Genomic DNA, 26,477 nt, shown 5'->3' with positions numbered 1-26,477 from the left:
GATTCAAGCAACAGCATGTCAGCCATCTCTCGTTCTCATCATCATTTCGACGAACGCGTCCGCGCTCACGGCTTGTTGCCCATGCCCCGCAGACACGTGCTGATCCAGGGCCGGGCAAGGTATGCCGGCCCTTCCCGCCAAAGGCCGGGACAGCCGCGGAAGCCGGGAATGCGGTCCTCGGCCTTGGCCGAGGTAGGGAGGGCGTCGAGCCGGTCGAGCTCCCTCGCCAGGACCGGCCCGATGTGGGCGAGCGCGGCGGACTCGGTCATCCCGAGGTGTGGCGCGTCGACCGCGTGGGTCTCGAGCCGTCCCCGTACGTGAGGGCGCCACGCCTCCGGTGAGGGCGCCTGGTCGGTCGCGTCCTGGGCGGCGGTGAACAGCAGCAGGTCGCCCTCGATCACCCCTGGGGTGTGCAGGGCCCCGAGCAGCGAGAGGCCGCGGGCGGTGGCGATGACCGCGGCGACGCGGTCCGGGGGCCAAGTGGCCAGCGGATGGCCGCTTGCGCGCAGTACGTCGATCACGTCCTCCGGACCCAGGTCCGCGGGGCCGGGGAACATGGTGTCCGTGTCGCAGCCGAGGGCCTCCGCGAGGATCTCGCGCACGGGCGACGCGGTCAGCGTCGACGAGGCACCCGCTGGGATGGGCTCAGGGGGATAGGCGTCAAGGACCGCGACGAGGTCGGTCCGCTCTCCCAGCCGGGCCAGTTCCTCCGCGGCGGCGTGTGCGAGCAGCCCCCCGACCGACCAGCCGAGCAGCCGGTAGGGCCCCTGGGGCTGGACCTTGCGGATGTGCTCGACGTACCCGGCCGCGATCTGCGCCAGCGTGGCGGGCCGGGACTCGGGCCGGGCCAGGGTCTCGGCCTGGAGCGCGTAGACCGGCTGGTCGGCGGGGAGGTGGCGCAGCAGGCCGCTGTAGGACCAGCCGATCCCCGTCGCGGGGTGGACGCACCACAGCGGCGGCCGACCGCCCTGCGCCCGCAGCGGCAGGACGACGTCGAACGCGTCGCCGGAGTCGTCCGTGCCGAGGCGCTCGGCCAACCCTGCCGGGGTCGGTGCCTCGAAGAGCGTGCGCAGCCCCAACGGGACGCCCAGAACCTCCCGGATGCGGCTGCTGAGGCGGGTGGCGAGCAGGGAGTGGCCACCGAGGGCGAAGAAGTCGTCGTCGGCGCCGACGACGGGCAGCCCCAGCGTCTCGGCGAACAGTTCGCACAGCACCTGCTCGCGCGGGGTGCGCGGGGGCCGGCCGTTTCCGGCGGCCGTCGTGAGGTCCGGGGCCGGCAGCGCGGCCCGGTCCAGTTTCCCGTTCGGCGTCAGCGGCAGCGCCTCCAGGAACACGAACGCCGAGGGCACCATGTACGTGGGCAGCCGGGACCCCAGGAACTCACGCAATGTCCCGGTGTCGGCCGTGCCGTCGGACGCCGGAACGACGCAGCCCACCAGCCGGTCCTGGTGCACGGTGACGGCGGCGTGGGCGACGGTGGGGTGGGTGGTGAGGGCGGCTTCGATCTCGCCGGGTTCGATGCGGTGGCCGCGCACCTTGACCTGGTCGTCGGTGCGGCCGTGGTAGTCCAGTTGTCCGTCGGGCCGGCGGCGGGCCAGGTCGCCGGTGCGGTACATGCGGGAGCCGGGCGGGCCGTAGGGGTCGGCGACGAACCGCTGGGCGGTCAGGCCCGGCCGGCGCAGGTAGCCGCGTGCCAGCCCGATGCCGGCCAGATAAAGCTCCCCGGTCACCCCCGGCGGTACGGGCTGCAACACGCCGTCCAGGACGTAGGTGCGGGTGCCGGGGATCGGCGGTCCGATGGGCGGTGCCGTGTCCGAGGGGGCGAGCGGGCCGCTCATCGTGGCGCAGACGGTGTTCTCGGTCGGCCCGTACGCGTTGATCATCCGTCGCCCGCGTGCCCACTGTGCCACCATCCCCGGCGGGCATGCCTCTCCCGCCACCGCCAGCGTGGACACGGTCACGCCCGCGGGGTCGGCCGCGGCCAGCGCGGAGGGCGGCACGGTCGCGTGGGTGATACGCAGACCGGGGTCGGTGAGGGCGGAGAGGGGGTCGGCGGTGGGGGCGAGGACGACTGCGGCTCCGGTGAGCAGGGCGGTGAACAGTTCGGATACGGAGGCGTCGAAGCTGGGTGAGGCGAACTGCAGGACGCGGCTGTCGGCGTCGATCGCGAACCGTTCGGCCTGGGCGGCGATCAGGTTGGCGACGCCGGTGTGGGCGACGACGACTCCCTTGGGCTGCCCGGTGGATCCGGAGGTGTAGATGACGTAGGCGGTGTGCCGTGGGTCGATCGTGATGTTCGGGTCGGTGTCCGGCTGATCCTGCGTCAGCGTGGCCATCGTGTGTGGGTCGTCGATCACGAGGGCCGGGTGCGCGTCGGTGAGCATGTACTCGATGCGTGCCGCCGGATACGCGGGGTCCACCGGCAGGTAGCCGGCCCCGGCCTTGAGCACCCCCAGGATCGCCACCACCAGCTCCACGCCACGTGGCAGAACGAGGGCCACCACGTCCTCGGCCCCGACACCCCTGGCGGCCAGCGCGTGCGCGAGCCGGTTGGCCCGCGCGTTCAACTCCCGGTACGTCAGGGCCGTACCGTCGTCGGCGACCACCGCGACCGCGTCCTGGGCGGCCCGCACCTGAGCCTCGAACAGCACCGGCACCGGAACAGCCTCGGCCGCGAGGGCGTCACCCGCCCCCAGCAGGCTTCGCCGCTCATCGGCCGACAACACGTCCAGTCGGCTCAACGGCTGGTCGGGTGTCTGTACTGCGGCTTCCAGCAGCCGTACCCAGCGCGCGCCGAGACCGTCGATCGTCTGCCGGTCGAACAGGTCGGTGCTGAACTGGATCAAGCCCTTCAGGCCGGTTGGGCTGCCGTCCGCACGGACCTGTTCCTCCAGGCCGATCGCGAAGTCGAACTTGGCCGTTCCCGTGGATACGACGACTTCGCGCACCCGCAGTCCCGGTAGGTCGAAGCAGTCCTCGGAGTTGTTCTGCAGGTTGAGCATGACCTGGAAGAGGGGGTGGCGCGCCGGTGACCGGACCGGGTTGAGGGCCTCCACCAGGTGCTCGAAGGGCGCGTCTTGGTGGGCGTAGGCGGCCAGTGCGGTCTCGCGGACGCGTTCCAGCAGGTGGGTGAAGGTGGGGTCGCCGGAGGTGTCGGTCCGCATCACCAGGTTGTTGATGAAGCACCCCACCAGGTCGTCGAGGGCCGGGTCCGTGCGCGCGGCGATGGGGCTGCCGACCGGGATGTCGGTCCCCGCGCCCAGCTTGGTCAGCAGTGCGGCCAGGCCCGCGTGCAGCACCATGAACAGGCTCATCCCCATCCGGCGGCCCAGTTCCGCCAGCCCGGCGTGCAGTTCCGCGTCGATGCGCACGGGCACGTCGGCGCCGCGAAGCGAGGTGACGGCACGGCGGGGGCGGTCGAAGGGAAGCGTCAGTTCGTCGGGCAGGCCGGCCAGGGCCCGGGTCCAGTACGCGAGCTGGCGGCCCATACGGCTGTCGGGGTCGGCGGGGTCGCCCAGAAGCTCACGTTGCCACACGCGGCGCCGGGCGGCGTACGCGGTGGCGAGGTCGCGGCCCAGGGGAGCCATCGACCAGCCGTCGGCCGCGATGTGGTGGATCACGATCAGCAGCACGTACTCAGCGGGCCCGAGCGCGAACAACTCCGTCCGCACCGGCGGCTCCGCCGACAGGTCGAACACGTACTGGGCGGCTGAGGCCAGCCGGGACGGGAGCCCGTCCTCGTCCACCTCGGCGACCCGCAGCGACGGACGCGCCACGCCCGCGTCGATGATCTGTTGACAGGGGATGCCGTCGGTCTCGAGGTAGACGGTGCGCAGGGCCTCGTGCCGGGCCACGACGTCGCCCAGCGCCCGCTCCAGAGCCTGCCGGTCGAGTTCGCCGGACAGGCGCAGCACCAGGGGGATGTTGTACAGGGCGCTGGGCCCCTCCAGGCGGTACCGGAACCACTGACGCCGCTGCGCGAACGACAGCGGCACCCTCTCTGGACGCGGCATGGGCACCGGGGCGGTGCGTAGGGGCTCCGTGTCGTTGTGGAGCCGGGCCGCCAACCCGGCGACGGTGGGGGCTTCGAACAGCGCTCGTACGGTGAGTTCCGCGCCGAGGACGGCCCGGACGCGGCTGGTGAGGCGGGTGGCGAGCAGGGAGTGGCCGCCGAGGGCGAAGAAGTCGTCGTCGATGCCGACGGCGGGTACGCCGAGCACTTCGGCGAACAGGTCGCACAGCACCTGCTCGCGCGGGGTGCGCGGGGGTCGGCCGTTTCCGGCGGCCGTCGTGAGGTCCGGGGCGGGCAGCGCGGCTCGGTCCGGCTTCCCGTTCGGCGTCAGCGGCAGTGCATCGAGGATCACGAACGCGGAGGGCACCATGTGGTCGGGCAGGCACGTGCGCAGGAAGGCGCGCAGTTCGGCCGGATCCGTCCCGGCTCCGGCGGCGGGCACCGCGTAGGCGACCAGACGCGGGTCGCCGGGGCCGGCCTCACGGGCGGTCACCACGGTCTGGGCCACCTTCGGGTGGGTGGCGAGGGCGGCTTCGATCTCGCCGGGTTCGATGCGGTGGCCGCGGATCTTGACCTGGTCGTCGGCGCGGCCGGCGAAGCGCAGTTGGCCGTCGGTGTCCCGGCGGGCCAGGTCTCCGGTGCGGTACATACGGGAGCCGGGCGGGCCGTAGGGGTCGGCGACGAACCGCTGGGCGGTCAGGCCTGGCCGGCGCAGATAGCCGCGTGCCAGCCCCGGCCCGGCGACGTACAGTTCCCCGGTCACCCCCGGCGGTACGGGCTGCAACGCGTCGTCCAGGACATAGGCGCGGGAGCCGGGAACCGGCTGCCCGAGGACCGGGGTCGCGGCGGCGTCGAGCCGCGTGCGAATCGCGTCCACCGTGCACTCGGTCGGCCCGTACATGTTGTAGGCCACCAGCCCGTCCACGGCCCGCAGTTCCCGCCACAGCCCGTCCGGCAGGGCCTCGCCGCCGAGCACGGCCACGCCCGGCCGCCACCGCTCGTCGGTGAACAGGCCCCGGTCGGCCAGGACACGCATGTACGCCGGGGTCACGTCGACGGAGTCGATGCGGTGGTCCATCAGCCAGTCGGTGAACCGCTCAGCGTCCGCCCAGGTGGCGCCGTCGGCCACGTGCAGCTCATGGCCGTCCATCAGGGCCGCCAGCTGCCCCCAGGAGGCGTCGAAGGACACCGACGCGGTCAGCGCCACACGCAGGCGCCGCCCTCCGGCCCGCCGCGCCGCCGGAGCGAACACCTGCTGTCGGTACTGGTCCGCCAGGTCGGCCACGCTCGAGTGCCGCGCGACGACGCCCTTGGGCATGCCGGTCGACCCCGAGGTGTAGATCACGTACGCCGGATGGCCGGGCAGCAGTCCCGTCACCGGGTCGGTGTCCGGCCGTGTTCTCAGCGCCCCGGCGGTCCCCGGCGCATCGAGCACCAGGCGTGGCACACCGGGATCCGTGCCGGTCGTGGTGCGCGGTTCCTCGGGACCGGTTCCGCTCGCGGCGGCGGTGGGGGTGTTGGTCAGGAACAGCACCGGACGGGCGTCCTCGACCATGGCCGCGATGCGCGCGGCCGGATAGTCCGGGTCCAGCGGCAGATAGGCGGCCCCTGCCTTGAGCACGGCGAGGAGGGCCACGACCAACTCCGCCGAACGGGGCAGTGCGACGGCGACGACGTCCTCGGGCCCGACGCCGCGAGCTGTCAGTTCGTGGGCGAGCCGGTTGGCCCGGGCGTTCAGCTCGGCGTACGTGAGAGTGGCGTCGTCGGCCACGACAGCGACCGAGTCCGCGGTGGCCTGCACCTGGGTAGCGAAGAGCTCGGTGAGCGTGTCCGCGGGCGGCCGCGCCGACACGGCCCGTTCGGTGCCGCTGAGGAGGCGGCGGCGCTCGTCGGCGGACAGCACGTCGAAGCGGCTGATCGGCCGGTCCGGATCCTGGACGGCCGTTTCCAGCAGACGTACCCAGCGCACGGCCAGGTCCTGGACCGTGGCGCGGTCGAACAGGTCCGTGGCGTACTCGATCGCGCAGTCCAGCCCGGCGCACTCCCCGCCCGTGGAGCGCTGTTCGCAGGCGGAGACGTCCAGATCGAACTTGGCCGTCGCGGTGGACAGCGGCGCGGCGGAGGTCTCCAGGCCCGGGAGGTCGAACCGCCCGGCCCCGACGGTGTCCGCCCTGTCGACGGAGAACATGACCTGGAACAGCGGATGCCGGGCCGGTGACCGGACCGGGTTGAGCGCCTCCACCAGGTGTTCGAAGGGCGTGTCCTGGTGGGCGTAGGCGGCGAGTGCGGTGTCGCGAGCGCGTCCGAGGAGCTGGGTGAAGGTGGGGTCGCCGGAGGTGTCGGTGCGCAGCACGAGGGTGTTGACAAAGAATCCGACCAGGTCGTCGAGGGCTTGGTCGGTGCGTCCGGCGATGGGGCTGCCGATGGGGATGTCGGTGCCCGCGCCGAGTTTGGTCAGCAGCGCGGTCAGGCCCGCGTGCAGCACCATGAACAGGCTCGTATGCGACCGGCGCGCCAGCGCCGCCAACTCCGCGTGCAGCTCGGCGTCGATACCGAAGACGACCTGCGCGCCCTGGTGCGAGGCGACTGGAGGCCGGGGCCGGTCGCAGGGGAGCCTCAGTTCGTCGGGCAGGTCGGCCAGGGCCCGTGTCCAGTACGCGAGCTGGCGGCCCAGAAGGCTGTCGGGGCCGGTTTCGGCACCGAGCAGTTCGCGCTGCCACAGGCTGAAGTCGGCGTACTGGATCGGCAGGGGCGCGGCGCCGGGCGGCGTACGCGGTGGCGAGGTCGCGGCCCAGGGGAGCCATCGACCAGCCGTCGGCCGCGATGTGGTGGATCACGATCAGCAGCACGTGCTCGGTCGGCCCCAGGGCGAACAGCTCCGTGTGCAGCGGGGGTTCGGCGGCCAGGTCGAACGCGTACCGGGCGGCTTCCGCCAGTCGGTGCGGCAGTTCCGCCCGGCCGACCAGGGCCGTATGCGGCTCTGGCCGGGCCGCGGCGGCGTCCAGCACCCGCTGGCAGGGCTCACCGTCGACTTCGGGGAAGATCGTGCGCAGGCTCTCGTGCCGGGCAACGACATCGCCCAGGGCCCGCTCCAGCGCCTCCGGGTCGAGCCGGCCGTTCAGACGTAGTACCAGGGGGATGTTGTACGTGGCGTCGGGGCCCTGCATGTGGTGCAGGAACCACAGGCGCCGCTGCGCGAACGACAGCGGCACGGGATCGGGTCGTTCACGGGTGGTCAGCGCCGGCCGTTCCCGGTCCGCGCCGTCCAGCCGGGCCGCCAGGCCGGCGACGGTGGGCGCCTCGAACAGCGTGCGCAGGTCGACGTGGGTGCTGAGGGCGGCCCGGATGCGGCTGGTGAGGCGGGTGGCGAGCAGGGAGTGGCCGCCGAGGGCGAAGAAGTCGTCGTCGACCCCGACAGCGGGCAGCCCCAGTGCCTCGGCGAACAGCTCACACAGCACCTGCTCGTGCGCGCTGCGCGGGGGGCGGCCGCTTCCCGCAGCCGTGGTGAAGTCCGGCGCGGGCAGTGCGGCCCGGTCCAGTTTCCCGTTCGGCGTCACCGGCAGCGCCCCCAGCACCACGAAGGCGGAAGGCACCATGTGCGCGGGCAGCTGTGCCCGCGCGTGGTCGCGGAGGAGGGTGATGTCCGTACCCTCCCCGGCCTCTGGTACCACATAGGCGACGAGCTGGTCCTGGTGCGTGGTGACGGCGGCGTGGGCGACCGTGGGGTGGGTGGTGAGGGTGGCTTCGATCTCGCCGGGTTCGATGCGGTGGCCGCGGATCTTGATCTGGTGGTCCGCGCGGCCGAGGTAGTCCAGTTGTCCGTCGGGCCGTCGGCAGGCGAGGTCGCCGGTGCGGTACATCCGGGTGCCGGGCGGGCCGTAGGGGTCGGCGACGAACCGCTGCGCGGTCAGGCCTGGTCGGCGCAGGTAGCCGCGGGCCAGATTGATCCCGGCGACGTACAGCTCGCCCGCGACACCCGGCGGGACTGGCCGCAACGCCGTGTCCAGCACATACGCACGGGTGCCGGGGATCGGCTGCCCGATGGGCGGTGCCGTGTCCGAGAGGGCCAGCGGTTCGCTCATCGTTGCGCATACGGTGGTCTCGGTGGGTCCGTAGGCGTTGATCATCCGCCGTCCCGGTGCCCACCGCTCCAGCAGTCCTGGCGGGCATGCCTCTCCCGCGACGACCAGCGTCGGCACATCGGCGTCCGTCTCGGTCACCGCGGCCAGTGCGGAGGGCGGCACGGTCGCGTGGGTGATACGCAGGTCGGGGTCGGTGAGGGCGGAGAGGGGGTCGGCGGTGGGGGCGAGGACGACTGCGGCTCCGGTGAGCAGGGCGGTGAACAGTTCGGATACAGAGGCGTCGAAGCTGGGTGAGGCGAACTGCAGGACGCGGCTGTCGGCGTCGATCGCGAACCGTTCGGCCTGGGCGGTGACCAGGTTGGTGATGCCGGTGTGGGCGACGACGACTCCCTTGGGCTGCCCGGTGGATCCGGAGGTGTAGATCACGTAGGCGGGGTGGCGGGGGTCGATCGTGATCTCCGGGTCGGTGTCCGGCTGGTCCCGTGTGAGTGTGGTGAGCGTGTGCGGGGCGTCGATGACGAGGGCGGGGCGGGCGTCGGTCAGCATGTATTCGATCCGCGCCGGTGGATAGGCGGGGTCCACGGGCAGGTAGGCGGCCCCTGCCTTGAGCACGCCCAGGATCGCCACCACCAGTTCCACGCTGCGTGGCAGGACGAGGGCCACCACGTCCTCGGCCCCGACACCCCGGGCGGCCAGCGCGTGCGCGAGCCGGTTGGCCCGCGCGTTCAACTCCCTGTACGTCAGGGTGGTGTTGTCTGCCACCAGCGCGACCACGTCGGCAGTGGCTCGCACCTGGGCCTCGAACAGCACCGGTACGGGAGCGGCGGGAGCCCCGGCCGTGGTGGTGTCACCCGCCCCGAGCAGACGCCGCCGCTCATCGACCGACAACACATCCAGCACGCCGACCGGTAGACCGGGATCGAAGACCGCCATGTCCGCCAGGAGGCGCAGCAACCGCTGCTGATGGTCCGCGAGGTCGGCCTCGCCGTACACCTCGGGCGCGCCGTGCAGCTCCAGGTGCAGGCCGACGTCGTCCCGGCGGTCCCACACAGCGACCATCAGGTCCGTGAGCAGTCCGGCGGAGACATTGTGCGCGGTGCACCGGTGGCCGGCGAAGGTGATGTCGTAGTTGAACCCCATGAGGTTGACCACCGGCGAGAATGCCGAGCCGCCGCCTCGGGGCAGACCGAGGTCGCGGAACAGGTCCTCGCCGCGGTAGCGCTGGTGCGTCACCGCCTCGCGCAGCCGGTCGTCGACCTGTGCCAACAGCTCTTCCAGCGGCATGTCGGGTCGTACGACCAGCCGTACGGGCACCCCGTTGGCCAGCATGCCCGGCGTGGTGCGGGACGCTCGGTCCAGGCGGCCGGCCACGGCCAGCCCGACCGTCACGTCCCGAGCGCCCGTCAGCCGGTGCGCGTACAGCGCCACCGCGGCGACCACGAACCGGTTCGGGGGGACGTCGGCGCGCCAAGCCGCCGCCCGCAGCGCCTTCTGGCGCGGGAGCGGTCGCACGCCGGTTGTGCGGGCGGGCCCGAGAACCGGGCGCCCGGAGGACGGCCCCTTCACCGCGGCGCCGGGGTCCGGTGCCGTGAACCCCGGACGAGGCGGAATCGCAGCCCCCTGCGTCCAGCCGGAGAGCCGCCGCGTCCAGTACTCCCGGTCGACGGCGCAGTCCTGCGACGCGCGGTAGTCCTGGTCGGCCTGGACGAGAGCCGACAACGGGCCGAAGGTACCGGGGCCGGTCTCCTCCCCACAGGCCAGGGCCGTGTACACCTCGGCGGTCCGGCGTGCCAAGAGGGACAGGCCGAACGCGTCCATGACCGCGTGGTGGTAGGTGTGGCACCACCAGAACCGGTCCGGCGCCAGCTGGAGCAGCGCGAAGCTGAAGAGCGGGCCGGACACCAGGTCCATAGGCCGGGCCAGGTCCCCGGCGATCCATGTGCGTGCGGTCGCCTCCGGGTCGGATGCGTCGCTGACATCGACGAGCGACAGCGACCAGCACCGCTCGCGTTTCAGAAGCTGCTCCGGGCCGTCCTCGCCGGGCACCACCTGGACCCGCAGCGCGTCGGTCTCGGCCACGACCTGACGCAGCGCTGCCTCGAACACGGCGGGGTCGACCGGCCCGCGGATGTCCAGGTACTCGCCCATGCGGAGCGCGGCGGCCGCGCTCGGGGAATGCTGGTCGGCGAGCCAGATCTCGCGCTGTGCTGCGGTCAGCGGCAGGACCCCGGCAGGCGAATCCGCAGCGCACTCCACGGTCGGTGCCGAGCTGGCGGAGAGCTCACGAGGGAACACGGGGCAACCTCCTGCAATGTCCGAGATTCCTGCCCACGCCCGCACCATTTCCAGCGGAGCAGTACCGAGTGCGGCCCAAATGACGACACACTCACACGACGGAGAAGACACCCCGTATGGCAAGGCCTTCCGATCGTGCACTCATCGTGCCAGCTACGAGAGTGAGTTCGGGCACGTGCACGTAATTGCCACCCGAATGCAGGCACCGCAGACGCTGTTGTAGCACTAAGTTGCTTCATCGGGCTCGCGGTATTCTGGTGCTGGATCAACTTCAGTTACTGTAAGGGTACTTGAGCTGCTGCACGGTGTCGGTGAAAGCTCTCCGGGGCGATACCGCGAGCGGGTTGGATTGCTTTCAGAATCCTCGGCCGGCGCATTCCGGGATTCCCCAATGCGCGCCCTCGTCGATGTTCAATCGGTGAAGAAGTTCCCGCGTCTCCGTTCTCGCCGTTGAGGAATCCTTTCTGCTGCGAGCGTGGCAGTGTATTTCCTTGCCGAATTCGATGCGCTCGTGGATCCAACCGTGGATGGCGACCTCATGGTCGGCCTCGACGCGGACGTCAGCGCGTCGCTGCCTGTTCAGCAGACGGAATCCGCCATCCTGTCAGTACGCGGGGCGCGTGCGGGAAGGAGAACGGTTGCATGACACCTCCGCCTCGGGCTTCGCACCGCGCGCTGAATGCCGCTCTCGCGCGGCAGGCCGTCGAGTCCACCGCAGACCCGTCTGTCCTCGATGAGGCTCGCCGCTTGGCCCCCGAAGCGGTTGCCCTGCGCCGCGCAGTGCACCGTAATCCGGAGCTGGGTCTCGACCTGCCGGCGACGCAACACCTGGTGCTGGGCGCGCTCGACGGCCTCGGCCTGGAGATCCGCACTGGCCGCATGCTGTCCTCCGTCACCGCGGTCCTCACCGGGGCGGCCGACGGCCCGACGATCCTCCTGCGTGCCGACATGGACGCTTTGCCGGTCGCCGAGGAGACCAGCCTGCCGTTCGCCTCGCGGACCGCCGGGCTCATGCACGCGTGCGGCCATGACGCTCACACGGCGATGCTCGTGGGCGCCGCACGGCTGCTGGCCGAGCGGCGCGAAGGAATCGCCGGACGCGTGGTGTTCATGTTCCAGCCTGGCGAGGAGGGCCATCAGGGAGCCCGCCACATGATCGAGGAGGGTGTGCTGGAGGCGTCCCGACGCAGAGCCGACGCCGCCTTCGCCCTCCATGTGCACCCCAACCTGCCCGCGGGCGCGCTGCGGTTGCGCCCAGGCCCGCAGCTGGCGGCCTCCGACCGGTTCCGGGTCCTCGTGCGCGGGCGCGGCGGCCACGCCTCCGCGCCGCACACGACGTGCGACCCGGTGCCCGTGGCGTGCGAGATCGTGCTGGCGTTGCAGACGATGGTCACCCGCAGCCTGTCCGCCGATGAGAAGGCCGTTCTGAGCGTGACGCGCCTGACCGCGGGTACGGCCATGGGCATCATCCCGGACACAGCGGAGCTGGGCGGTACCCTGCGCACCCTGTCCGAGCCGACCCGGAAGAGGCTGCACGAGGGGATCATCAGGGTGGCCGAGGGCGTGGGCGCGGCTCACGGAGCAAAGGCCGATGCGATCGTCGAGCCGGTTTATCCGGCCGCCTTCAACGACCCCGGATTCACCGACTTCGTCCTGCGAACGGCCGCGGGCGTGCTCGGAACAGAGAATGTGGACGTCCTGACAGCTACGCAGATGACGTCGGAGGACTTCTCCTACGTCCTCCGGGCAGTCCCCGGCGCCCTGGCCTTTCTCGGCGTGTGCCCACCGGGCCTGGCACCGCACGAGGCCCCATCACTGCACTCGCCCCGCATGGACATGGACGAGAACGCGATCGCGTCGGGCATCGCCTGCCACGCAGCCGTGGCGCTGGCCTTCCTTGCCGGAGCCGGACCGGAGCCCGCGCCGTGACGGCCTCCGACAGACGCGTCGCTCTCCCCGCCGAACTCGAGCAGGTCGAGGGGCCGTGGCTGGAGACGAGCCGCTGGCGGGCCGACCGGGGCCTCGACCAGGGGCAATGCCCGCCGCGTCGGTGGCGCGCGGAGGAAGCGATCGAGACGGGCGACTGCTAACCTCGCCTTCCGCGTCGGCCAGGCCGTCGCCGCCATCACCGTCCACGAGCGTGCCGACCCCGAATGGTGGGGCGAAGCCGACCCCGCGTCCGCCCTCCACGTCCATGACCTCGTGGTGAGCTCGTAACTCGGGGGCTCTCTTCCAGCGAGCCGAATGAGCCTCCGTCGGGTCAAGTCTTCTGAGGCATGGGAGAGCCGACGATGACGACCACTGGGCAGGGAGCAACCTTCGCCGGATCGTGGCCAACTCGCTGCCTTGCCGCGCAGAGCAGCTCGGCGATGGCCATTGCAACCGCGCATGGTGGCCGCGTTCAGCCGCAGCTCTCCAGTGAGAGGTGTGGAAGCTGAAGTTGCTGGTCACGGGGCTGGTGTGCGCGGGGTTCGGGATGCTCGTACTGGTCGCTGGCAGGTGGCTCTGGTGAAGATCGTCGGTCATCGGGCGACTTCGCGGTTCGTGAGGACCAGCAAGGCCCGGACCAGGGCGGTCGCCCAGGCGGGGTCGGTGCGTACCTTGCCAAGGACGCGCCAGTTCTTGAGGTGGGCGAAGCCGTGCTCGACGGGTGCCCGGACGGCCGCCAGTGCCGCGTTGGACAGCTTCTGGCCTCGCGTCAGGGGCCGGTTACGGGCGGCCTTGTAGCCGGTGATCACCGCCGGGTCGGCGTCGGGGCCGCCGCCGTCGAGGCCGACGAATCCGAGGTCGGCGATGGCTCCGAGCCCGACTTCCCGTAGTTTCTGGGTGAGCTTGTCGTGCCGGCAGGCGGTGATCTCCGAGGTGCGCCCGGGGCGGGCCGCCGAGATCCACAGCAGTCGGCCCCGGTCGTCGGTGAGGGCGATCACGAGCAGGCCGTGGCATTTGTTCTTGCCGGAGTAGTTCTTCCGGTTGTCCTTCCCGGTTCCGCGCCGGGTGCGGATCACCGATCCGTCCAGCAGCACGATGCCGCCGCTTGTTCGGGCGATCTTCTTCAGGGCCCGGTCTAGCCGTGGGGCGCGGGTGGCGAGCAGGCCGACGACCTCCCGGACCCATCGGGCCACGGTGGTGCGGTGCACTCCGTTGCCGCCGGCCAGGTCGCCGGGCCGCTGGTCACAGCGCAGCACCGCCAGCACGATGGTGGCGATCTTCCCCGCGGGCAGGGCACGCCACCTGGAGCCGATCTTCTTCAGGTGGCCACGTATCAGGTCGGCGAGCCAGTTCAGGGTGGCACTCGACAGCGGCAGGCGGGCGGTGCAGACTAGTCCGTCAGGGCCCTCGATGGAGCTGTTCTTTTTCGTCACACAAACTCAACTGCCGTCGGAGGCCCGTCAGTTATGGGCGCGCCCCGCGCGACTACGGACGTGCCGTGAACCGCCTGTCGCCCCGCTTGTGCAGCCAGCCGCGGTCGGCGAGCTTGGTCATCTTCGCCCGCCGGATCTGGAACTCTTCGCCCCCGCGGACCGCGACCTGATCCTCAGCCACGTGCCATGGACGGCGTGGCTGGGACCGGCGCAGTCCGCCACCCGGCGTCGGCACATCGCGGCACAGGCCGTCCGGCATCGGATTGATCTTGTCGTCAAACCCTCTTGCGGTCGCGGAGGCTCCGGCTTTGTCGCCGGTCACCAGGTCACCGAGAAGCATTGGCTCGACCTGCTGATGAAGCGCTCAGCCGAGCACACGCTCGTCCTGCAACGGCGACTCGTGCCCGACAGCACCTGGATGCCGTTTCGAAGCCCTGAAGGCCTCCGCACAGACGCACATGTGCCCTTCGTCCTCTCCCCGTTCCTGGTGAACAGCCGTGCCGCAGGCGCACTTGTCCGCCACCCCGGTCCCGGATCGGACCCACACATCGCCCCCCATCAACACCGCCACAGGAGCCGTATCCAACACCATCCTGCTGGTCCCGGACCGGGACCTGCCGGATGACCATCGCCAGACTCTTCGGGACCGACTGCTGGCCGACTCGGCGAGGACTTCCCTTCCGCTCGGGAACGGTTCACGAGCGTCCATGCCCGTCGACTCGCTCGTGGTGAACGCCTACCCCGCCGCACCGTTCGCGGGTCCTGTGCTCGGGGCAGGGGCGCGGTGCCCTGCCCCGAGCCCGGGGAGCTGTGGAACGGAGGCGTCACTCGAACCCTCGGCCGGCCTCCGGCACGAGGGCCAATGACACTGCCTCATCCAGTAGTTCGGGTACGGGCTCGATGATCGGCAGAATGATCTGCTCCGGGAACGCGTCCGCCCGGTGCAGATCCTTGATCAGTGCGTCGATCTGCTCCTCCGTCGTCGACGCCATGACGAACACGTGCGCATAGTCACGCCGCCGGATCCTCTTCGGGTTCTTCTCCTGCGGATTCATGACCACTTGCTGCGAGGACAAGGACCACTTGGCGACCAGCTCGGGGTTGGGCTTGCGGAAGCGGACCGTGAGGGTCCCCGGAGTCCGTGCCACCCAGAGATCGATGCCGATGTTGTGGGAGAGGCGCTTGAGTTGCTGCTCCAGATAGCGGGCGAGCCGCTGCGCCCGCAGGATTCCCGAGATCTGCTGGTCGTAGGAGTGCTTGGCCAGGTAGTCCCAGAGGATCACCGGTGAGAAGCCGTTGCGCGAGCCCGCGAACGTCGTGTCCGGCGCACCGATGTACTGGGGTGAGGCGGGCGGCTTGAGCTGGTACTTGACCTTGGTCATGTAGATGCCGCACGGCCATGGCGCCCCGGGCCACTTGTGCCCGCTCATCGCGATCGAACTGATCATGTCCACGGGCGGTGCCTCGGGAACGCCCACCCGCGGCAGCTGAAGTCCGAAGTCGAACTCGGTCATCTTCACTTCCGGCACATGCGCATAGCCCGGGTTGTCCTCCGCCATGCGCAGGAACGGCGCATACGCGGCGCCGAGCGCGCCGTCGACATGGATCCAGAAGCCGCGCCGGATGTCCTTCTTGCCCTTCTCGTACTCGATCTCGCGCTCGACCAGGTGGTGTTCCTCGAAGATCGGGAGCAGCTTTTCGCAGACCGCGCCGACGTTGTCGTGCGCGCCCTTGAAGGTGCTGCCCAGGTTGAGGCTGACCATGATGGGGTGGCCGTTGTTGGCGAAGAACTCGACCAGGGTGGCCAGCTTGTCGATGTCGATCTCCCCTGGGCCGTCGGCCGAGGACTCGGTGCCGGTCAGTGAGGGGACCTCGGTGGGCCATGCCCCGCCGAGCGGATTGGCGTTCGTGTACCGGGGCTCGCTCATCGCCATCTCGTGGAAGGTCTGGAAGCCCAGCACACGGACGGCCTTGGTGAAGGAGTAGTGGGTGTCCTCCGAGTAGAAGACCACCGGCCGCAAGGCGTTGCGCCGCTTGCGTTCCGCCTCTTCTTTGTCCTCCGCCGCGAAGGTCTCGGCCGTGACCTGGCCCTGTACATACAGCATGCCGTCGGCCGGACGGGTGGGGTTGACGATCAGCGCCCTGCCCGACAGATAGTCACGCGCGTTCCAGAGGGCGTACATGTTGCCCTCGGTGGACCCCATCGAGAGCATGTAGCCCCAGTACGACTCCGGGTCATCGGCTTTGTGCGGCCACTTGGCGTTCCACAGCGCCGCGTAGTAGTCGAGCACGGCGCGCTCGATGACCTTGGTGTTCGGCTTGTAGCCACCCGAGCGGAAGGGGTCGCCGACGTTGTTGACGTGGTGCTCCATGAACCGGGACAGGTCCAGCCTGTAGCCGTCCATGTCCTGGTTGACCTGGTAGCCGAGCATGTACTCCCGCTTGCGGATCAGATACTCGTCCAGGTTGTCCAGCGCCTTCCGCCGCTGTTCCTTGGTCAGCCCGGACGGCGGGAGCTGGTACTTCTCGTCGGGTAGTTCCTCCTCCGCCGGATACACGGTGCACGGGTCGAACACCGGGTCGCTGATCGGAGCCGGAAATCCGTCCGCCAGCCCCTGCGACATCAAGATCTGCGACCAGGGCATGTGGTCCGGACCGTAGGGGACGCTGGAGTGGTGGACTCCAGCCGTGCGCCCTGTATGCGTCATGCGCTCATCCTCCAGAGACGTCCGCGATGGGATGCGTATACATCCGCTCGAAACAGATCTTTCAGGCGCAAAGGAGTACCCGCCACACACGCCGATCGATCGAGTGATGACCGGACCGCACGACCCCCGAGCGAGGCTCCGGAATGAGCCGGCAGAGTAATCGGGGCGATTTCCCATCCCGACAGGAGCGTGCGGGACGTCGGCACCCTGGCACACCGTGCTGCGCGGACCGCTTTCGCCCGCGTCGGCCCGCAGGCCCGTGCGGCAGCTCGCGGCCCTTACTCAACGCACTGCCCAGTTCCGACGCACCCGTGCCTGAAGGCCGCCGAACCGACCGGCTTACCGAAAGCCGACACTGATGGGCCGTCAGCTCGCTGGGCTCGAAACTGCGCTTCTGACCAACGGGAATAGTGAAATCCCACTGCATTACCAAGGCTTGTCCGAGGGTCAGGTGACGGGCTCACCGCGCTCTCCGAACCCCCGGACAAACATGCCAACCGTCAGTGACACGGCGACCGGTCGGTCCCTTCACCGATGATTCACCTGTTTGGGCCATTGTTCGCGACGGTGAGCGAGGCGGCATCCACCCTGGGCAGAGGAGACACTGAAACCCGCCGCATTTGGAGATTTCATGACCGCCGTGTCACATGCCGACATCGACGTTACCTCCCGCCACGTCATGCCTCCGGGCAGCCGCCTCATCCTCACGGCCCAGCTACGGGTGGCCACCAACGGCCCCGAGAGCACGGTGGATCTGACTGGGCAGCTGCACCAGCTCGTGTCCGAGGCCGACGTGATCGAGGGGACAGTGCACGTGTACTGCGGGCACACCACCTGCGGGCTGCTAGTCAATGAGCTCGACGTTGGCCTGGAGGCCGATACCGGCCGGGCCCTCGAACGCCTCCTCCCGCACAGCAGCCGCCACCCCTACAACCATGACAAGGACCGCACCCTTGCAGAACGGACCCTGCACGGTGAGCGGGACAACGGCCACGCCCACCTGCGCGCCGTGATCGCTACCCACCCCGAACTGCATGTCCCCATTACCGAGGGTGCGCTCTACCTCGGCCAGTGGCAGGCGATCATGCTGGCTGAACACGACGGCCCCCGCACCCGCGAACTCCTCGTCCGTATCAACGACGACCTGGGCCACCCTGTCTGACCCAACCCGTGGGCAGCTGGCCCGCGCAGCCGCCCGAGCTCGTGCCAGGGGAAGGCTCGCCTGAGCGGATGCGCTGATCGTTTCGGTCCGATGTAGCGCAAGCGCCTCGCAGCTGAAACTGTGAGGCGCTCGTCATGCTGGTGGGTCAGCCGATCAGTTCACTGTTCTTGCAGGCCGGGCCTACTCTTCCCGTGCCAGCCACGCAGTCACCTGCGGCTGTGGGACATCCGCGCCGTTGTTCCGCAGCCGGTGGCCTCCCGCCAGGGCAGCGCCCGCAGCGTCGCAAACAGCGCCAGCTGGTTGGCCTTGACCACCAGCAGGTAGTGCGCCTGCTTCTCCTCCACCAGGAAACGGGCGCAGGCAGCGGTGGCGTGCAGGGCATCCGCGGTGGCCTCGGTAGAGGCCAGCAGGGCATGGCCGGCGCCGTGGCGGCGGTGGTCCGGATGGACATGAGGGGTGGCCCTCGGCCTGGCCCGGGACGCTGGTGTCGTGCAGCAGCGACGCGCGGACAGCGCCGACGACCCTGCCGTCCGGCTCGGCGACGAACAGCCGCCGGGTCTGCGCCGCGGAGGCGGTGGAGATCTCCCAGACGACGCCCCGCGGAGTGGAGAGCAGATGGGGCACGGCGAGCCGTTGCACGTCGGCGACGGCGACACCTCGCACCGACCCAGGTCTCGCTTCGCTACAGGTTCCAGGGGATCAGCGGGGGAGACGCGAGCCTGCAAACCCCTTGGGAATCAAGGACTCCGCTACCCCTGATGGGCACCACCGCGCCCACCGATGGGCACGAGAAATGCCCTCTGAAACCACGTTTCCGCAGGTCAGAGGGCATTCCCAAGTGGAGCCTAGGGGAGTCGAACCCCACGCCTCACTTGACGGAAGACATAGAGGCGCCGTACGCCCGGCGCCGCGGTGTCGCGTCGTACGCGGCCGCCCCGAGAAGCTCGTCGGGTCGTCGCCGCACGCCCTCATCCAGGTAGCTGGCGGTAGACCAGCACCAGAAGGTAAAGCACACAGACAGTCACAGAGAGTCGTCACCATCAGGCCAAGCCGACGGCACAAAACTCCCTGGTCGCACCCTCACCCAGGGGGTTTCCAGGGAGTTTCAGCCCGGGACGGGCCGGGACGCGGAGGGTTTTGGATTCCGCACAACAGTGCAGGTCATCGCACTAACTCGCGAAGATCTCCGCAGGTCGGCGGCGCCTCCGCTGCCAGAAGACCGTCAACCGCATGCGTCCAGTATCCCGCCCCTGAGAGTGGGCCTGCGCCGGGACCGCTTGCCGAGACCGCTTTCCGCCCTACGGTCTGACCCATGGCCGAAACAGGAGCTTCCCCACTCCCCGCGACGCCCCCGGCGCGCTCCCCGCTCTTCCGCGCCGAGCAGTTCGTCTGGCTCACCGCGCGCGTGCTCGAACAGCGCCTCTTCGCGTATCACTTCCTGAACGGCGCCGCCGACGCGGTGGAGACCGCGCTGGACGCCTATCGCAACGAGGACGGCGGGTACGGCCACGCGCTGGAGCCCGATCTGCGCGGCCCGGTCAGCCAGCCACTGCACACCGGCCACGCATTGCACATCCTGGACGCCATCGAACGCTGCGGCGGGCAGCGCGTCGACCGCGTGTGCCGCTACCTCACCTCGGTCTCCACCGCGGACGGCGCACTCCCGGCCATCCACCCCAGCCAGCGCGGCTACCCCGCGGCCCCCTTCATCCCGATCGTGGACGACCCGCCCAGCTCACTCCTGGCCACCGGGCCGGTGGTCGGTCTGCTGCACCGCAACGAGGTGTGGCACGCCTGGCTGTTCCGGGCCACGGACTTCTGCTGGCAGGCGGTCGAATCCCTGGAGAAGTCCCATCCGTACGAGATCGAGGCCGCCGTGGCCTTCCTGGACTCCGCTCCCGACCGCACGCGCGCGGAGGCAGCCGCCGACCGCCTGGGCCGCCTGGTGCGCGAGCAGCGCCTGGCGGCGCTGGAGCCGGACGACCTCGCCGCGTACCCGGTCCCACCCGGCTACGCCCCCGGCGAGCACCACTTCCCGCACGACTACGCGCGGACGCCGCGCTCCCTCGCGCGCGCGTGGTTCACGGACGACGAGATGAGCCGCTCCCTCGACCACCTCGCCGGCGAACAGCAGGAGGACGGAGGCTGGCCGATCAACTGGCGCCAGTGGGCGCCGGGCACCGCCCTGGAGGCACGCCCCATGGTGACGATCGCGGCGCTGCGCACCCTCAGGGCATACGGCCGCCACATCGGCTGACCCGCCCTCACCCGCCCATGGCCCGCACCCCCGCCGTCACCACCACGGCCGCCGCGACGACGAGCAGGAACGGGGCCCGCAGGACGAGCGCCACCGCGGCCGCAGCGACTCCGGCCGCCCGCGCGTCCAGCGCCGGCGCCTGCCCGTCGCCAAACGTCTGCTGGGCCGTGAGGGCGGCAAGGAGGGCCACCGGCAACAGTGCGGCAAGACGCCGGACGAGAGGCTTCTCAAGAGCGCCCGCGGGCACCAGCAGCCCGACGAGCTTGACGGCGTAACAACCCAGAGCGGTGACTGCGACGGCGCCCCAGATGCTCACCGCTCCCCCTCCCGTACGTCTGTGCCGTCTCCCCTGCGACGCCCTTCCGCCCACAGCACGAGCGGCGCTGCGAGCGCGGCCACCAGTACAGACACGCCGGCGGGCAGCACAGGCAACAACCCCAGCCCCAGCAGCGCGGCAAGACCGGCGACAGCACGTTCGGTCGCGGACTTCAGCATCGGCGCGAGCAACGCCAGGAACACAGCGGGCCCGGCCGCATCGAGCCCCCAGGCATCTGTGTCACCGATTGCCTCTGCCCCGAGCGCACCGAGCAGTGTGGTGAGGTTCCACAGCACGTACAAGCTGAGCCCTGTCACCACGAAGCCGATGCGCGCACTGCGCCGCGTCGGCTGGGCCAGCGCGACAGCCGCCGTCTCGTCGATCACCCATTGCGCGGCGAACGGCCGCACCGCGCGCGTGAGGCTCAGCAACTGCGACAGCCGCAGCCCGTAGAAGGCGTTGCGCACTCCGAGGAAGAAGGCACCCGCAGCCGCGGTCAGCGCACCGCCGCCGGCCGCGAGCGCCCCCACGAGCGCGAACTGCGACGCTCCCGTGAACACCAGCAGGCTGAGCGCACAGGTCTGCACGAGCGTGAGCCCGCTGCCCGCCGACGTCACCCCGAAGGCGAACCCGGACAGCCCGACGGCGACTCCGACGCCCAGGGCATCCCGTACGACGACGGCATCGGGCTTGCCTCCGTCCGCGCGGAGCTCTGAGAGAGTTCTCTGTTCTGCCACGACCGCGACGCTAAGCCGACTGTCACCCGGCGTCTTGTACGTTCTTGCGCTCCCGCTGGTAGGCCCCCGGAGGAACGCCGACAATCCGGGTGAAGTGCCGGTTCAGATGCGGTTGATCAGTGAATCCCACCGCAACGGCAGCCTCCGCCGGCGAGACACCCGCTTCCAACAGCAGCCGAGCCCGCCGTACCCGCGCATCGGTCAGCCAGGCATGCGGCGGCATTCCGTACAGATCCCGAAACGCCCGCAGCAAAGCGAACGGACCGGTGCCGAGATCCGAGGCCAGCCTCTCCAGACTCGGCGGCTCGGCCATCCGCCCTTCCAGCACCGCACGCGCGCGTAGCGCGATCCGGGCCCCCGCCGTCCGCACCTCCCGCTGCGGCAGAGCCCCACCGTTCAGCCGCAGCAGCCGGGTCACGGCGACCCGGAACAGAGTGTCGGCGGCCAGCGCGTTGCCCTCGTCAGCGGCACGCAGCACCTGATGCACGAGCCCCACGGTGTACGGATCATCGAGCACCGGCCTGATGAACCCCGGTGTCCCGCGGATCACGGTGGTCTCGGCCGCGACCTCGGCCACCACCTCCGGCAACGGGTACACAGCCCCGTACTGCCACCCCTCGGGAACCCCCGCCCGCCCCGTATGCGGCGTATCCGGATTGACCAGGGCCAGGGCACCGGCCCCCGCGTACTGATCGGCACCCCGGCAGTGAAAGACCTCCACACCATCGGCGATGGCGGCGATCACAAAGCTCTCGTGGGTGTGCCGCACGAACGTCTTCCGGATGTACCGGCCCGCAGCAGATCGACTCCGGGCAATTCGGCGTACCGCCAGTGCCGCGCCCGCTCGCCTGAACCCGCCATGCATCCATTCTCGCCGGGACGACGGCGGTCGTCCGGGTGGCCCCCAGCCGCCCAGGGCCGCCGCAGGCACCCCCGGCCCAACCACCGGACCTCCGTGGGCGGCAGCCGCGTGCCGAAGACATTTCCCCAGCTCAGCCCCATTGTCAGTCCCCGGGTGCAGGATGGACGCATGGTCAGCTCAGCAGCCCGAGCCCTGCAAGGCTTCTCCCCCGCGACCCGCGGCTGGTTCACGGGGGCGTTCTCCGCGCCCACCGCAGCCCAGTCAGGCGCGTGGCAGGCCATCCGCGAGGGCTCGGACGTGCTGGTGGTCGCCCCCACCGGCTCCGGCAAGACCCTGGCCGCCTTCCTCGCCGCCCTGGACCAACTCGCCTCCACACCCCCACCCGCCGACCCCAAGAAGCGCTGCCGCGTCCTCTACGTCTCCCCTCTCAAGGCCCTCGCCGTCGACGTGGAGCGCAACCTCCGCAGCCCTCTGACCGGCATCCGCCAGGAATCCGTACGCCTGGGCCTGCCCGAGCCCGAAGTGAAGGTCGGCATCCGCTCGGGCGACACCCCCGCCGCAGAGCGCCGGGCCCTGTCGACCCGCCCCCCGGACATTCTGATCACCACCCCGGAATCCCTCTTCCTGATGCTGACGTCAGCGACCCGCGACGCCCTGACCGGCATCGAGACGGTGATCCTCGACGAGGTCCACGCGGTGGCGGGCACCAAGCGCGGCGCCCACCTCGCGCTCTCCTTGGAGCGCCTGGACGAGCTCCTTGCGAAGCCGGCCCGCCGCATCGGCCTCTCCGCGACCGTCCGCCCGGTCGACGAGGTGGCCCGTTACCTCTCCCCGCGCCGCAAGGTGGAGATCGTCCAGCCGAAGTCGGGCAAGGAATTCGACCTCTCGGTCGTGGTCCCCGTCGAGGATCTCGCCGAACTCGGCGGCTCCCCGGTCGCCGACGGCTCCGAAGGCGCGGAACGCCCCTCGATCTGGCCGCACGTGGAGGAGCGGATCACCGACCTGGTCCAAGCCCACCGCTCCACGATCGTCTTCGCCAACTCCCGCCGGCTCGCGGAGCGCCTGTGCAACCGCCTCAACGAGATCGCCTACGAGCGGGCCACCGGCGAAACCCTGGACGAGCACCATGCCCCGGCCGAGCTCATGGGCGGTTCGGGCGCGGCCCAGGGCGCACCGCCGGTCATCGCGCGTGCCCACCACGGCTCGGTCTCCAAGGAACAGCGCGCCCTGGTCGAGGAGGACCTCAAGGCGGGCCGCCTCCCCGCAGTGGTGGCCACGTCCAGCCTCGAACTGGGCATCGACATGGGCGCGGTCGACCTCGTCGTCCAGGTCGAATCACCTCCCTCCGTCGCCTCCGGCCTGCAGCGCGTGGGCCGCGCAGGGCACCAGGTCGGCGCCGTCTCCACCGGCGTGGTCTTCCCGAAGTACCGCGGCGACCTCGTCCAGGCAGCCGTGGTCACCGAACGGATGCGCACCGGGTCCATCGAGTCCCTCAAGGTCCCGGCCAACCCCCTGGACGTCCTCGCCCAGCAGCTCGTCGCCATGACGGCGATGGACACCTGGCAGCTCGACGACCTCCTCGCCAGCGTCCGCCGAGCCGCCCCCTTCGCGTCCCTCCCCGAATCCGCCTTCACCGCGGTCCTCGACATGCTGGCCGGCCGGTACCCGTCCGACGCCTTCGCGGAGCTTCGCCCACGCGTGGTCTGGGACCGCGTGGCCGGCACGATCACCGGCCGCCCCGGCGCACAGCGACTGGCCGTCACCTCCGGGGGCACCATCCCCGACCGCGGCCTCTTCGGGGTCTTCCTCGCCGGAGCCGACCCCAAGAAGGGCGGCGGCAGGGTCGGCGAACTCGACGAAGAGATGGTGTACGAGTCCCGCGTCGGGGACGTCTTCACGCTCGGCACCAGTTCCTGGCGTATCGAGGACATCACGCGCGACCGCGTCCTGGTCTCCCCCGCCCCGGGCGTACCGGGCAGGCTTCCCTTCTGGAAGGGCGACCAGTTGGGCCGCCCGCTCGAACTGGGCCGCGCGGTGGGCGCGTTCCTGCGCGAGGTCGGCTCGCTGCCCAGGGAAGACGCCCGCCTCCGCCTCCTCACCGCCGGCCTGGACGCCTGGGCGGCCGACAACATCCTGTCCTACCTGGACGAACAGCGCGAGGCCTGTGGCCACGTCCCGGACGACCGCACCATCGTCGTCGAGCGCTTCCGCGACGAACTCGGCGACTGGCGGGTCGTCGTGCACTCCCCCTTCGGCGCCCAGGTCCACGCCCCCTGGGCACTCGCCCTCGGCGCGAAGCTCTCCGAGCGGTACGGCATGGACGCCCAGGTCATGCACGCCGACGACGGCATCGTGCTGCGCCTGCCCGACGCCGACCTCATGGGCCTGGACCTCCTCGACCAGGAACCGACCAAGGCCGGCACGGAGTACGACGCCGACCAGGCACCCGTCGGCGCGGCGGACGTCGTCTTCGACAAGGGCGACGTCGACCAGCTCGTCACCGACCAGGTGGGCGGCTCGGCCCTGTTCGCGGCCCGCTTCCGCGAGTGCGCCGCGCGCGCACTGCTGCTGCCGCGCCGTAACCCCGGCAAGCGCACCCCGCTGTGGCAGCAGCGCCAGCGGGCCGCGCAACTGCTCCAGGTGGCAAGCGAGTTCGGCTCGTTCCCGATCGTCCTGGAGGCGGTCCGCGAATGCCTGCAGGACGTCTTCGACGTCCCGGGCCTGACCGAGCTCATGGGCGACCTCGAGTCCCGCAAGGTGCGCCTCGTCGAGGTCACCACCCCCGAGCCGTCCCCCTTCGCCCGCTCCCTCCTCTTCGGGTACGTCGCCCAGTTCCTGTACGAGGGGGACTCGCCGCTCGCCGAGCGCCGCGCCGCCGCCCTGTCACTGGACTCGCGGCTGCTGGCCGAGCTGCTCGGCCAGGCGGAACTGCGCGAGCTGCTCGACGCCGAGGTACTGACCGAGCTGGAACAAGAACTCCAGTGGCGCACCGAGGACCGTCGCGTCAAGGACATCGAAGGCGTCGCCGATGTCCTCCGTCTCCTCGGCCCGCTCACCGACGCCGAGCTGACCGAGCGGGGCGCCGAACCGCACTGGGCCCAGGAGTTGGCCGCCGCCCGCCGCGCGATCAAGGTCCGCATCGCCGGCACCGACCACTGGGCGGCGATCGAGGACGCGGGCCGCCTGCGCGACGCCCTCGGCACGGCCCTGCCGGTCGGCGTCCCCGAAGCCTTCACCGAGCCGGTCAAGGACCCGCTCGGCGACCTCCTCGCGCGCTATGCCCGCACCCACGGCCCGTTCACGTCGGCCACGGCGGCGGCCCGCTTCGGCTTGGGCGTGGCCATCACAGACGGCGCCCTCCAGCGGCTGGCGGCGAACGGGAGGGTCGTACAAGGCGAGTTCCACCCGGCCGGCATCGGCCAGGAGTGGTGCGACGCGGCGGTGCTGCGCCGCCTGCGCCGCCGGTCCCTCGCCGCCCTGCGTCATGAACTGGAGCCGGTGCCACCGGCCGCGCTCGCGCAGTTCCTGCCCCAGTGGCAGCACATCGGCAAGGGCCACGGGCTGCGCGGCATCGACGGGCTGGTCCGCGCCATCGAGCAGTTGCAGGGCGCGTCCGTACCCGCGTCCGCCCTGGAGAAGCTCGTCCTGCCGTCCCGCGTCGCCAACTACACCCCCGCGATGCTCGACGAACTCACCGCAGCCGGCGAGGTCGTCTGGGCCGGAGCGGGCTCGCTCCCCGGCAAGGACGGCTGGGTCTCCCTGTACATGGCGGACGCGGCCCCCCTGCTCCTGCCACAGCCCCACCCCCTGGAGCTGACGGCACTGCACCAGTCCGTCCTGGACACCCTGTCCGGCGGCTACGGGCTGTTCTTCCGCCAGATCGCCGACCAGGTCCGTGCCACCACCCACCCCGACGTCACCGACCCCCAACTCGCCGATATCCTCTGGGACCTGGCCTGGTCGGGGCGCCTGACGAACGACACGCTCGCCCCCATGCGCTCCCTGCTGGGCTCGGGCCGCACCGCGGGCTCCACCGCCCACCGCGCCAAGCGCACGGTCCCGCGCGGCCGCTACGGCTCCCTCACAGCCGCCGCACGCCCCGCCTCCCGCACCGGCCCGCCCACCGTCGCCGGCCGCTGGTCCCTGCTCCCAGCACACGAACCCGACCCCACCGTGCGCGCCCACGCCCTGGCCCGCGCACTCCTCGACCGACACGGCGTGGTGACCCGGGGAGCGGTCGCCGCGGAGGGCGTCGAGGGCGGCTTCTCGGCGACGTATCGCATCCTGTCCGCCTTCGAGGAGAGCGGCCAGGCGCGCCGCGGCTATGTGGTCGAAGGGCTCGGCGCCGCCCAGTTCGCGATGGACGGCGCGGTCGACCGCCTCCGAGCGGTGGCCAACGCCCGCGACCGAGGCGACGGCCTGCCCGCCCCGGGCGCCCCCGACACCGGCGGTGCCCCCGACGACTTCAGCGCATCCGACACCTACGGCACCCTCGACGGCTTCGGCACCACTGGCGCCGACCAAGGCAACACCCCCGCGTACGACAACCCCGACGGCACCCCCACCTACGACATCCCGGACCTCGACCACGACTTCCTGGACGCCCACCTCGGCCCAGGCGACTACGTCTCCCCCCGCGACCTGGCCCCCCAGCGCGGCCGCACCCCCCAAGGCCCCGCCCGGC

General features: G+C 71.0%; 12 protein-coding genes and 2 pseudogenes. 6 read left to right on the top strand and 8 right to left on the bottom strand.

What is annotated here, in order from left to right; all coding sequences use genetic code 11:
• Window positions 1-65: 65 nt before the first annotated feature.
• Window positions 66-10,437 (bottom strand): annotated as a pseudogene (locus tag ADL12_RS58410) (amino acid adenylation domain-containing protein).
• A 427-nt stretch (window positions 10,438-10,864) separates the two neighbouring features.
• Here ADL12_RS58410 and ADL12_RS53835 point away from each other — a divergent pair.
• From ADL12_RS53835 to ADL12_RS53830, 3 genes are read left to right on the top strand one after another with little or no spacing between them, the layout of a single operon-like run.
• Window positions 10,865-11,035: a hypothetical protein gene (locus ADL12_RS53835; protein WP_159053116.1), complete on the top strand. Its 171-nt coding sequence runs from the start codon at window positions 10,865-10,867 to the stop codon at window positions 11,033-11,035.
• Window positions 11,032-12,318: a M20 metallopeptidase family protein gene (locus tag ADL12_RS08895; protein ID WP_079051926.1), complete on the top strand. Its 1,287-nt coding sequence runs from the start codon at window positions 11,032-11,034 to the stop codon at window positions 12,316-12,318. Before ADL12_RS53835 ends, ADL12_RS08895 begins: the two co-directional genes overlap by 4 nt.
• Window positions 12,315-12,479: a hypothetical protein gene (locus ADL12_RS53830; RefSeq protein ID WP_159053115.1), complete on the top strand. Its 165-nt coding sequence runs from the start codon at window positions 12,315-12,317 to the stop codon at window positions 12,477-12,479. Before ADL12_RS08895 ends, ADL12_RS53830 begins: the two co-directional genes overlap by 4 nt.
• 432 nt (window positions 12,480-12,911) lie before the next feature.
• Here the strand turns inward: ADL12_RS53830 and ADL12_RS08890 are convergent, their stop codons facing one another.
• The 3 genes from ADL12_RS08890 to ADL12_RS08880 all read right to left on the bottom strand — a co-directional run bounded on the left by ADL12_RS08890 (window position 12,912) and on the right by ADL12_RS08880 (window position 16,459).
• A complete protein-coding gene (locus ADL12_RS08890; RefSeq protein WP_062700338.1) occupies window positions 12,912-13,751 on the bottom strand; it encodes a transposase family protein in 840 nt (279 codons plus the stop codon).
• Window positions 13,752-13,803: 52 nt separating this feature from the next.
• Window positions 13,804-14,091, bottom strand: a complete 288-nt coding sequence (locus ADL12_RS08885; protein ID WP_062700335.1) for a hypothetical protein — start codon at window positions 14,089-14,091, stop codon at window positions 13,804-13,806.
• 484 nt (window positions 14,092-14,575) lie between these two features.
• Window positions 14,576-16,459, bottom strand: coding sequence for a PLP-dependent aminotransferase family protein (locus ADL12_RS08880; protein WP_208614499.1), 1,884 nt, complete (start codon window positions 16,457-16,459; stop codon window positions 14,576-14,578).
• A gap of 631 nt (window positions 16,460-17,090) precedes the next feature.
• Here ADL12_RS08880 and ADL12_RS08875 point away from each other — a divergent pair.
• Window positions 17,091-17,621: a secondary thiamine-phosphate synthase enzyme YjbQ gene (locus ADL12_RS08875; protein WP_062700331.1), complete on the top strand. Its 531-nt coding sequence runs from the start codon at window positions 17,091-17,093 to the stop codon at window positions 17,619-17,621.
• Between the two features lie 206 nt (window positions 17,622-17,827).
• Here the strand turns inward: ADL12_RS08875 and ADL12_RS53825 are convergent, their stop codons facing one another.
• Window positions 17,828-17,965: a hypothetical protein gene (locus tag ADL12_RS53825; RefSeq protein WP_159053114.1), complete on the bottom strand. Its 138-nt coding sequence runs from the start codon at window positions 17,963-17,965 to the stop codon at window positions 17,828-17,830.
• Between the two features lie 968 nt (window positions 17,966-18,933).
• Here ADL12_RS53825 and ADL12_RS08870 point away from each other — a divergent pair.
• Window positions 18,934-19,878 (top strand): hypothetical protein, encoded by a 945-nt coding sequence (locus ADL12_RS08870; RefSeq protein ID WP_062700329.1) that lies wholly within the window; start codon window positions 18,934-18,936, stop codon window positions 19,876-19,878.
• A gap of 7 nt (window positions 19,879-19,885) precedes the next feature.
• Here the strand turns inward: ADL12_RS08870 and ADL12_RS08865 are convergent, their stop codons facing one another.
• The 3 genes and pseudogenes from ADL12_RS08865 to ADL12_RS08855 all read right to left on the bottom strand — a co-directional run bounded on the left by ADL12_RS08865 (window position 19,886) and on the right by ADL12_RS08855 (window position 21,792).
• A complete protein-coding gene (locus tag ADL12_RS08865; RefSeq protein WP_062700327.1) occupies window positions 19,886-20,194 on the bottom strand; it encodes an AzlD domain-containing protein in 309 nt (102 codons plus the stop codon).
• Entirely contained in the window at window positions 20,191-20,931 is a 741-nt protein-coding gene (locus ADL12_RS08860; RefSeq protein WP_062700325.1) for an AzlC family ABC transporter permease, read from the bottom strand. Before ADL12_RS08860 ends, ADL12_RS08865 begins: the two co-directional genes overlap by 4 nt.
• A 22-nt stretch (window positions 20,932-20,953) precedes the next feature.
• A pseudogene (locus ADL12_RS08855) lies at window positions 20,954-21,792 on the bottom strand (AraC family transcriptional regulator).
• 169 nt (window positions 21,793-21,961) lie between these two features.
• Here ADL12_RS08855 and ADL12_RS08850 point away from each other — a divergent pair.
• Window positions 21,962-26,477 (top strand): ATP-dependent helicase (locus ADL12_RS08850; protein WP_062700323.1); only part of this gene is annotated, 4,516 nt, incomplete at its 3' end.

Source organism: Streptomyces regalis, assembly GCF_001509475.1.
GTDB lineage: Bacteria > Actinomycetota > Actinomycetes > Streptomycetales > Streptomycetaceae > Streptomyces > Streptomyces regalis.
This window is presented reverse-complemented; position numbering and strand designations above follow the sequence as displayed.

Bases quoted from the DNA above. Each gene is read 5' to 3' on its own strand.
- ADL12_RS08880 (WP_208614499.1), bottom strand. From the start codon at position 16,459: ATGACGCATACAGGGCGCACGGCTGGAGTCCACCACTCCAGCGTCCCC.
- ADL12_RS08875 (WP_062700331.1), top strand. From the start codon at position 17,091: ATGACCGCCGTGTCACATGCCGACATCGACGTTACCTCCCGCCACGTC.
- ADL12_RS08895 (WP_079051926.1), top strand. From the start codon at position 11,032: ATGACACCTCCGCCTCGGGCTTCGCACCGCGCGCTGAATGCCGCTCTC.
- ADL12_RS08870 (WP_062700329.1), top strand. From the start codon at position 18,934: ATGGCCGAAACAGGAGCTTCCCCACTCCCCGCGACGCCCCCGGCGCGC.
- ADL12_RS08885 (WP_062700335.1), bottom strand. From the start codon at position 14,091: ATGCTTCTCGGTGACCTGGTGACCGGCGACAAAGCCGGAGCCTCCGCG.